The sequence below is a fragment of the Leptospira ryugenii genome (assembly GCF_003114855.1).
In the GTDB taxonomy this organism is placed as follows: domain Bacteria; phylum Spirochaetota; class Leptospiria; order Leptospirales; family Leptospiraceae; genus Leptospira_A; species Leptospira_A ryugenii.
The window spans coordinates 139,410-149,117 of sequence record NZ_BFBB01000005.1; the positions used below are offsets into that span (position 1 = coordinate 139,410).

Genomic DNA, 9,708 nt, shown 5'->3' on the forward strand with positions numbered 1-9,708 from the left:
GTACAAAATGAAATCAAAAGAACCGCATTTGGATAAAGTAGATGGAAAAACCAAATAGAAAAATGATTCCAAACCAAGAGAGTAAATTCATCCAAGGCTCTGGTCTATGTTCCCTCGGGATATCCTTTCCAAAGAGAATCAAATGGTGAATGAATGCAAGGATAGGCGCATTTAAAAAGGACACCGTTGTCGCAAAGTCGACCAAACCTTTCATACTTGTCAAAAAGACTGAGAGAATGGTAACGGAACCAATCGCAACAATCACAATCCAAAACCAATACAGTTTCTCTAAAGAAATAGTCTTTACTTTGGGGAAGAGCCTACGGGACGCATTGGCAACCACTCTAGGGTAGGCATCATAACAGGTCAAGGTTGTGGAAAACATTGTAAAGAAGGCTGCGACCAATATGATGGGATATGCCCAAGAACCTATCGATGCTGTATACAGTTGGATTAGTTCGCCAGCGAAGGTAGCAGCGGAACTCGAAAACTCCTTTCCCGTATGGTACATCATATTGGACCCGAGGGCGAGAAAGAATACAGCAAGGACCGTTGTTCCCCAATATCCGATTTTGAAGTCCAACATCGCCCAACGCATAGGCGGTAGTTCGCCGTTCTCTTCTTTTTTGGCTAAAGTCCAATCAGATTGCCATACCGCTGCCTCTATTGGGATGGGCATCCAACCCATAAGGGCAATCAAAAAGGAAATGTCTGCGGCCTCACGGATCGAAAAGGATCGTCCGTCCCCTGGAAGTTTAGGGACAATGGCAAAGAACGAAAGTATGGTGGCCGTAATTGTCGCCAAGGTGAGGCCAATCACAATCCATTTCATCAATGTATCTAAGGCACCAAATTTACCCACAGCTAACAGGACCGTACAAAATCCCAAAATGAATACACAAAGTAGCCAGGGTTCCATTTGGATCCCCAAAATAATTCCAAAAAGACCAGAAGTGACTAAAGTGACAGTCGCAACGATGATACACATTGTACCCACTGAAATGAAAAAGAAAATCCAAAGAGGTGCTTTTCCCAAATTCTGATAACCATCTAACAGGGAGTTACCGGTAACAATGGTATAGCGAGTTCCTATCTCGAAGAAAGGATATTTGATCAAGTTTGCAAAAAGAACCACGATGAGAAGCTCATACCCAAACATGGCACCAGCCCTCGTGGACTGGACGAGATGGGAAACTCCTACTGCCGCTCCCGCGTATAAGAGACCTGGGCCTAAGTATTTAAGGAAAGTGAAAGAGCTTGGTTTCATGATTTCCTAAGGTCATAGAAGCTTGGGGCTTTGGCAACTGAATCTTTTTCTAGAAAGCGAGGGCAAAAAAAGACCCCCAGGTTTCCACCTGAGGGTCTTTGATCTCTTAACTAGATAGCTATGATCTTAGTTTGAGTTCGGGAAAGTTGTAAAGGTTCCAACTTCTTTAAAAGCAGTCGCCACTTCAGATTGAATGCCTCTGAAAAAGGCATTTGAGCCCTCTCCACAAACAGAAACCTGACTTGTACTGGTTAATAATCCAGCTCCAATTAGGCCAGTTGTACTAGTTCCCCCGATCGCACCTTGCAAAACTGTTCGCTTTGTAGTGTTACCGCCATAAATACATAGGCCGAGTAGAGAGGTTGCGCGATCGTCTCCACGACCATCTCCAAGCAATAAAGATTGAGCTCCACCGTTTGTTGTAGGTAGTTTTCCACCTCCCAGAGCTTGAGAGATTCCTTGTCTTGCTCTGAATGAGTTGTTACAAGCTACTGCATCTTGAATATTTCCTGCCGTTGCGGTTGTAATATACGAGTCTTGGTCAATAGTTGTTAACTGAACTGCAGCTTGATAGGCATTTGCTGCTTGACCGTTCGTAGAAAACGAATACGCAACTTCTGCGGGAGAAGTAAGTGGCTTTCTCAATGATTCAGGCGCATCAGCTGTCACACCATATCCAAAACCGTAAGCATCGCAACTAATCACCTGTTGTACACTTAGATTTGTTCCACCATAGAACGCAGTCTCGGATGACGATGACGTACTAGTAGGATATTCTTTCCCTAGTTTATTGATTGGCATTAAGTTACCAAATCCCTGAGAAACCAAAGCCCCGAATTTAGGATACATACCTTCTGGAAGAATAGTCGCGGTTACGTTTATTCCAGCGCCCGCAGTGGTAGGAACTCCATTTGTTGGCGTATTGAAAATGTTTCCCCCTGAGAGAGTAATCAACTCAGTCGAAGGTGTACCTCTAAATAAATACTTTGCTAACATAGTAGGGAACGTCGATCCTGGCTTACGACAATCAGGATTGTTCACTACAGAATTGTAGGTAGCAATGTTTGCTGTGATGTCTGCAGCCCTAGTGGCAGTTGTTAATCCAGATAACGAGCAGGAAGTTCTTGGGATTCTCGCACATGCCATTACACCTGTTCCAGGCAATTGTTGAAGCGCTTGAAGAGATACACCAAACGTTCCGTTATCCATGTTAGTTTTCACTGCAGCAAGTCTTGTGTTTCTCAACGATGTTGTCCAAGCAGTTCCATTGTCTAAGAAAAAAGCGCGGAATTTTTCCTCATATCCAAGCAATCCGAATTGAGTAGTGTTGAGATTTGAACCCGTTGCCGCATTGTAATCTGCCAAAGTAAATCCAGCTCCACCCAAATTATTGACTGTGTTAAAAAGTATTGATCCGTAGTATAATCCCGCACCGTTTACATTTAACAAACATGCACCGCTCGCAGCCGAGGCAATTGTACTTGCTAATACAGCAGCTAAAGCAGGCTCGTCTTTGATTTTATCAGGATGGCAAGCTGTGAAAGTTAGGGAGCTAACTAGCGCTATACCTGTAAGTTTTAAAATATGTCGTTTCATTAATATCTCCTAGATTATAACTCGAGTTTGTATCCGACTCGGTAAGTCTGACCACCGACGATCACTGGGTATGCAGCTATAGGAGCAATCGCGGATGCACCACCAACCGATTGTGTACCACCTGTTCCCATTCCACCAGAAAGGATAGTTTCTAGTTCAAAGAATACGTGTCCTTTTGCAGCCACTTTTGTTTGGGCTCCTACGATCCAGTTCAAACCGAATCCAGAAGAACCGAATTTAATGTTCTCTTTGAAGATCCCTGGAGTTGGAGCATCTGATAGAAAGGAACCACCAGGACCAGCCAAACCAGGAAAAAGATTACGCAAAGTATCGCCATCCACAGTTCCCGCAACGCCCCACTGTCCTTTGTAGTAGTTCACACCTGCTCCGACATAAACTGCAGTGTCATTCGCTGCGTTGTACAATTTTACACCAATATAGGCTGGGATTGTGTAGGCAGTATAGGACCATTCTTGTTGTAACCACTTGTAACCTGCAACAGTAGACTCAGTGTAACCACCGGATGCTTTTGTCGTGTAGTTTACATTGACTCGGTAGAATAGCGAGTTAAAACCGAAAAGGCCTTCTTTCTCGTATCCAACGTTAAAGTTGATACCGATCATAGCACCGTTAGTTTTTGCACCAACGAAGCCATTTGTGGATCGATTCAATCCAGTCAAAGTGTTTTCTGCGTAGATGGCCTGTTGTGTTCCACCAGTTACGTTTCCTTGTGAGTCGCGAACAGGTCTAGACGAGTCTAGTCCGTCTTTTAAAATAGTTCCGCCCAATCCTGCTAAGTCAAATTGGCCACCAAGACCAAAAGTGACGTAAGAACGAGGTCCTGTTTGTGCGCTGAGGCTCGTAGCAGCAGCTACAAACAAAATCCCCATAATTCCGATGCGAAGTGATTTCAACATTCGATGGTTACTCCTTGTGAGTTTGTTTCCTAATATTGTTTTTTTTTGAGGGAGCAACCCAACGGAAGTTAAAGGCATGGTTCCCACAATGGGAAAAAAATTAGACGCTTTGAAAATTTCTGTCAAATAAAATTGTTAAAAGAGAGAGAATTTTGTGTTTTCTGTGGAATTTTGTGACGCAATGCACTAAAACCCTAGGTGTAGCACAAAAAAGGCATTCCGAGGATTTGTGAGCTAAGGAACATAAGTTTTTGCCCCCAGGTTTAGCGTTTCGGCAAATTGAACAGCGATCAGAAAGGCTTATGTCACATAGATTAGCGTCCCCCATCCCAATTTGGGTGGGGGGATGGATCGTGGGAAGTTTGCCCCCCTTCCTAGCCTCTCCCTATCAAAATCCTGGATCGGAGTCAAGTCTCAGATTTAAATTTTTTCTTTATGTTCGCACTTTTCGTGGGGTCTTGTGGACTGGAAGGAATGAAAGCTTTTCTAGTCCTACAAAATGGTGAAATCTTTGAAGGTGAGTCCTTTGGAGCAGAGGTGGACTCACTAGGAGAAATTGTCTTCAACACTGCAATGGCTGGCTACCAGGAGATTCTTACCGATCCGTCTTACAAAGGCCAGATGATCAATCTAACCTACCCTATGGTTGGCAACTATGGTATCTCCCCTGAAGATATGGAGTCTGATAAAATCCATGCATCTGGGCTTATCGTCAAAGAATATGTGCCAAGGCCTTCTAATTATAAATCTAAGGAAACTTTATCTGATTTTTTAAAGAGATTTTCGGTTCCAGGCATTCAAGGGATTGACACTCGGCGTTTAACGCGCATGATACGAAACTCTGGGGCGATGTCCGCAGGAATCTTTATCAAAGAGAAATATTCACCTGAGTTTTTAGAAAAGGTAAAGTCCGCGCCGAGTATGGTCGGTGCAGATCTTGCAAAGGTTGTTTCTACAAAAACAAGTTATCAATTTGGAAACCATTCGGCTGATAAGTTTAATTTAGCCGTTTATGATTTTGGCGTTAAGTGGAACATACTTCGCTTATTGGACGGCAACGGATTTAATATCACTGTTTTTCCTGCTGAAACGCCCGCGTCAAAAATCCTAGACCAAAACTTTGATGCATATTTCTTGTCGAATGGACCTGGAGATCCGGAACCACTTTCTTATGCGATCCAATCGGCAAAACAAATCATAGATGCAAAAAAACCACTATTTGGGATCTGTTTGGGACACCAAATCATAGGCCTTGCGCTCGGCAAAAAGACAGGAAAGCTCAAATTCGGACACCGTGGTGGTAACCATCCCGTTAGAAATGAAGAAACCAAACGTGTTGAAATCACTAGCCAAAACCACGGCTTTCACGTATTAGGTGAATCGACAACGGATATGCCAGTGACTCGATTAAATTTATTCGACAATACGGTAGCGGGTCTGAAAAAAAATGGTTTACCTTTGATGGCAGTTCAGTATCATCCAGAGGCTTGTCCTGGTCCACATGATTCTCAATACCACTTTAAAGAGTTTTATGAAATGGTCAAATCTCACAGGGCAAATCATTAGGAGTGAATATGAACCACGAAGAAGATAAAAATTTTTGGGGGATCCCGTATGCAACGGAGATTTCTGCTGAAGCATTTTTGAAAGACATTTGGGACCCAAGTACAGAAGAGATCGTGAAACCAAAACAATTTTTAGGAATTGGTTGGGGGATCAACTTACACGCTATCGCCAAAAAAACAGGTATCCTTAGATAAGGTTTCCGACATTTATTCCCGAGAGAGTAAAAAACGATTTAGTTTTTCTCTTCCTCTTTGGTTTAAATGTGTAAAGTCTTTGAAATCCTCTGGCTGGTCCAAAAGGTCAGCCGGAACGTTGATCCACTTGTCGCATGGAATCTGTTCCTTGCTTCTTTTCAGAGTATCTCGCAAATGAAACCCCTTCATGTCTGCTTCGAGCGCAGGTGAAAAAGGTAAATCCAAACAGACTACTTCTACCTTTCTTTTATGAGCCTGGAGTATCAATTCCTGGAACAATTGAAGTGAGATTTCTCTTGGTTTTGCAAATGCTTGTGAACTTCCCTTAGGAAAGGGGTTATCTCTGGAAAGACTTGGTTCTTCTAATGACAGTTCAGCGAAATGTTTCCAAGTCCATGCTTTGTTTTGGAAAACTATTTCAGAGATAAAATTTGATTCTACAAATCTTGATTTCAATAAAGACAGACCTTTGAATGAGCCACCAACACCATGAGCAGTCGATTCTGCATCATAGCCTGAAAATGAACCATCCACCAAACCAAGAATAGACGCATAATTTTGATTTAATTTCAAATAAGGAAATAAGGTGTTCAAAAACTTCCAAACAAAATTTGAGGGAGATCGAAAGTATGCTTTGCGCAGATACTGGTTTTTGAGGACGGAAAAGTTCCAAGTATCAAAGTCTAAAAAAAGTTTCTCATGCGCGTCTGAGACTGAATTTTTGGAGAGCGATATTGGCGAAACATTTATGTATATTTTTTTCAAATGTCTCAAGTGAGTGCCTTTCGATAAATAAAGATTCAGCATTCCTTCTGGTTGTTCACTCGGTCTCGCAAAAGAAATTACTTTGTCTAGCGCAAGTCCTTCCCTTTGAGCAACAAGGCTTGGATCTAGACCACTAATGATTTGGCTATCACCCAAGATTAGTATCTCTTCCATTCCACTCAGTTCTTTTTTGGATGAGTAATACCAATATAGTGATGTGACCTCAACACCTTTCACAAGTATATCAAAGGAAAGATGCATAACCAGTGAGGCCAAGAGGAAGAAAAAGGAAATACTTCGTAGATTCATAAAGATTAAAATTGGAAATAAAAGAATTCTTGTTTTTCAAATGGGGCGACTAAACAAAAAACTAAGAATAAGATACTCGCCATACTTAAGAATACATAAGGCCTTTCATTTAGGAAGAAATCTACTTCCTTGGTCTGTTTGCTCCCTTGCCAGAGATCAAACAAAAGTAAAGGTAAGCAGTAGAGTGAAACTTGGAGCCAATTGGAATGTATGTCTGGTAAGGAAAGCAGATTAGAGAAAAGGGAAACCAACTGCTCGGCGCTCTCCACTCGAAATAGCAAAAGTCCGAATGAGAAACTGAAAAAGGTAAAGAAGATTCCCATCGTTTGAATGAAATAAGAACTTCCAATGTAAGATAAAAATCCTGATACTTTTATCAAATTATAAAGAACAATACAAAAGCCAAGATACAAACCCCAAATCAAGTATCCATAAGTAGCACCATGCCAAAGACCTCCCAATAGCCAAACAATCATTATGTTGACATTTTGCAGCACAAAACCCTTTTGGTTTCCACCCAAAGGGATGTATACATAATCACGAAGCCAAGTAGATAAAGAAATATGCCAGCGTTTCCAAAACTCAGAGGGATTAGAGGAAAAAAAAGGTCTGTGGAAATTATTCATGAGCTGGAAGCCTAGAATATTTGCGAGACCTCGTGCACAATTTGAATAACCAGAAAAATCTGCATATACTTGGAATGCAAATGCAGGTGCCACAATCCATATATATCCACTTCCCCAGGAATCAGTGCGGGAAAGCGATTCATCTACAAACTTCGCAAGCGGATCAGCTATGGCAGCCTTACAAAATACTCCCCACAGGAATAATGCGATTCCATTGTATACCAACTCACTACTGATACGTCGATTTGATTCCAATTGAGGGATCAACGAATTTGGTCTCTCAATGGGACCGGCCAATAGAAGTGGAAAAAAAACATCATACACAGCAAAAGAAACAAAGTTCTTAGTTGCTTGTATTTTTTGGTTCTTAACTTCTATCAAATAACTAATATTATGAAATGTGTAAAAGGAAATGCCAACCGGTAATAGTATTTCGGGTTTCCAAATAGAAAATGATGTATCTATATTTTTCAAAATGTCTTCAAGGATTCCGAGTGTAAACATCATATACTTGAAAAAACCAAGTAATGATAGATTGATAACAATCCCAATTGTCGTGGTGCGGCTCCTAGATTGAGCTTCCGTTTGATTTGAAATTTTCAATCCCCAGAAAAAATTGAAAACTATGGAAGCGAATAGTAGTCCACTCATCTTCCAGTTCCACAAAGAATAAAAGAAAAGTCCGTATAGTAATAATAGAATATTTTGATGTTGTCTTTTTAGGTATTTATAGACTAAAAAAAAGATAACAAAGCTAAAAACAAATGGTAAGGAGTTGAACAACACAATTCAAACTACGCTTCTTCGATCATTTCCATGAACTGATTTTTATCTTTTGTATCGACTGGGTAAGTTAGGCTCAAAACTCGATAGGTTGGCTTAAAGGTAGGACTGAAGAATTCTTCTTTTTTACCGATGGATGCTTTGATTTTTTTCATCACAACCTCTGCTTCTTCTCTATCTTTACCATGCAATACCACTGCAAATTTTCCCTGGCCGACTCTTGTGAAAAAATCATATTCACTTATCTGTTCTAAAATAGTCTTTCTTAGTAAATCTGCATATCGTGCAAATTTCCCTGCACCGAAAAGCTGTGTAATCCTCGCGATATTTTGAATTTTAAACATTACGACAGTGAATGAAATTTTAAGGCTCTCCGCCTTCTCAATTTCAGATAAAATTCTTGATTCTAAAGGATTAAAAGGATTTCGATAAAGAGCCTCTTTTTCAGAAAGTATTAAGAGATTTGCAAATACAGGAGCCGAAGTTTCCATAATCGCGACAGCAATATCTCGACTAACATCGGTCCATGGTTTCGATGTTGAATGTACAACGACCATTCCAACTAACCAATTCAGGTTTATTAAAGGCAAGATGGTAAACTCAGACATAATGGCAAGTTCATCATTCGTAAAAATTGATTTAAGCTCCGAGTCATCTCGAAAATTTTCTAGGCGATAAACTCCCGAAATATTGGAAATCATTCCAACGATGTCGGAGTCTTTACTCAGTTTAAAATCCTTTGCTCTTTCCGGGAGAATAAAGTTGGATCCGAATACCACATAATCTGATTGCTTTTCGGAATCTAGAATCAGAAAAGAAAATTGTTTTACGCCGAGTTTTTTCTTGAGATTTTCAGAAAGCAAATCATATGCTTCATCTAACTTTCGAACAGAGGCAAAATCTCTTGCCGTTTTCAAAACTGATTCATTGATCTCAATAACTTCTTTTAAATGTGATGTCTCCTCAGTCTTTTCTTCCAGTTCAGAAACTCGTTCAAATACAGATCCGGCAATTTCACCTACAATTTTGACAAATTCCAGATCATCTACGATGTATTCCTCATCATTGATTAGGCGACCAAGTGAAATCATACCATAACATTTTTCTTTGTGTCTGATCGGTGCGAGGATTTCGGACTCCATTTCTCCCAAGATTTTGGATTCCTTCTCTGGTAATTTTCTCTGCAAAAGATCACCAGCATACATAACGGTATCCGTTTCCCATAATCTTTGGTACACTTCGTCTCCAGACAAAAATGACCAGTGGTCTTGCAAATCGACACCTTCCGCATTTAAGGCGTCCCAACGCATGCTATCTTTTTGTGTAGAGCTTAGGATAACGACAGAAGAACAACCGACTTGTCCCATGATGCTATAAGCTAGATTCTCGAAGAACTCAGCAAAATCCTTGGAGGCCGCAATTTCTTTGGTAATTTCAAAAACGGCTTGGTAGTTTTCGATTCGTTTTTTGGAAGCAATATAACTTCCCATAGGTGCCGTAGAAAAATCAGATTCATCATCAAAGAGAAACTGTTGTTGAGTGGGCGCTTTATCCTCTTCTACTGGTTGAATGGGTTGTTTTGCCGCTTCTTTCTTAGCATCGTTTTCCCATTCGTCAAACAAATCAACTTCGGGAAGTGGTGCTTCATCTACAGTCTCTATTAAAGATTCAGGTTCTTCGAGAGA

The 9,708-nt window shown here is 40.7% G+C and carries 8 protein-coding genes; 2 read left to right on the forward strand and 6 right to left on the reverse strand.

All coding sequences use genetic code 11. From position 1 onward, the window contains the following. Positions 1-13 precede the first annotated feature (13 nt). The 3 genes from DI060_RS10510 to DI060_RS10520 form a co-directional block, all read right to left on the reverse strand. A complete protein-coding gene (locus DI060_RS10510) occupies positions 14-1,267 on the reverse strand; it encodes an NRAMP family divalent metal transporter (RefSeq protein WP_108976461.1) in 1,254 nt (417 codons plus the stop codon). Positions 1,268-1,393: 126 nt separating this feature from the next. Then, a complete protein-coding gene (locus tag DI060_RS10515) occupies positions 1,394-2,863 on the reverse strand; it encodes a hypothetical protein (protein WP_108976462.1) in 1,470 nt (489 codons plus the stop codon). A gap of 14 nt (positions 2,864-2,877) precedes the next feature. Continuing rightward, entirely contained in the window at positions 2,878-3,780 is a 903-nt protein-coding gene (locus tag DI060_RS10520) for a porin OmpL1 (RefSeq protein WP_108976566.1), read from the reverse strand. 474 nt (positions 3,781-4,254) lie between these two features. Between DI060_RS10520 and carA the strand changes: the two genes are divergently transcribed. Next, on the forward strand, positions 4,255-5,346 hold the full coding sequence (carA, locus tag DI060_RS10530; protein ID WP_108976464.1) for a glutamine-hydrolyzing carbamoyl-phosphate synthase small subunit: 1,092 nt from the start codon (positions 4,255-4,257) through the stop codon (positions 5,344-5,346). Positions 5,347-5,354: 8 nt separating this feature from the next. Beyond that, complete coding sequence (locus DI060_RS10535) at positions 5,355-5,540, forward strand: hypothetical protein (protein WP_108976465.1); 186 nt, start codon at positions 5,355-5,357, stop codon at positions 5,538-5,540. Positions 5,541-5,552: 12 nt separating this feature from the next. On the opposite strand, the gene DI060_RS10540 is transcribed toward DI060_RS10535, so the two are convergent. From DI060_RS10540 to DI060_RS10550, 3 genes are all read right to left on the reverse strand, one after another. Beyond that, positions 5,553-6,566: a hypothetical protein gene (locus DI060_RS10540; protein WP_135355041.1), complete on the reverse strand. Its 1,014-nt coding sequence runs from the start codon at positions 6,564-6,566 to the stop codon at positions 5,553-5,555. A gap of 53 nt (positions 6,567-6,619) precedes the next feature. After that, positions 6,620-7,891, reverse strand: coding sequence for an MBOAT family O-acyltransferase (locus DI060_RS10545; RefSeq protein WP_439956908.1), 1,272 nt, complete (start codon positions 7,889-7,891; stop codon positions 6,620-6,622). Positions 7,892-8,034: 143 nt separating this feature from the next. Beyond that, positions 8,035-9,708: diguanylate cyclase domain-containing protein (locus tag DI060_RS10550; RefSeq protein WP_108976468.1), on the reverse strand; the 1,674-nt coding region annotated here is incomplete at its 5' end.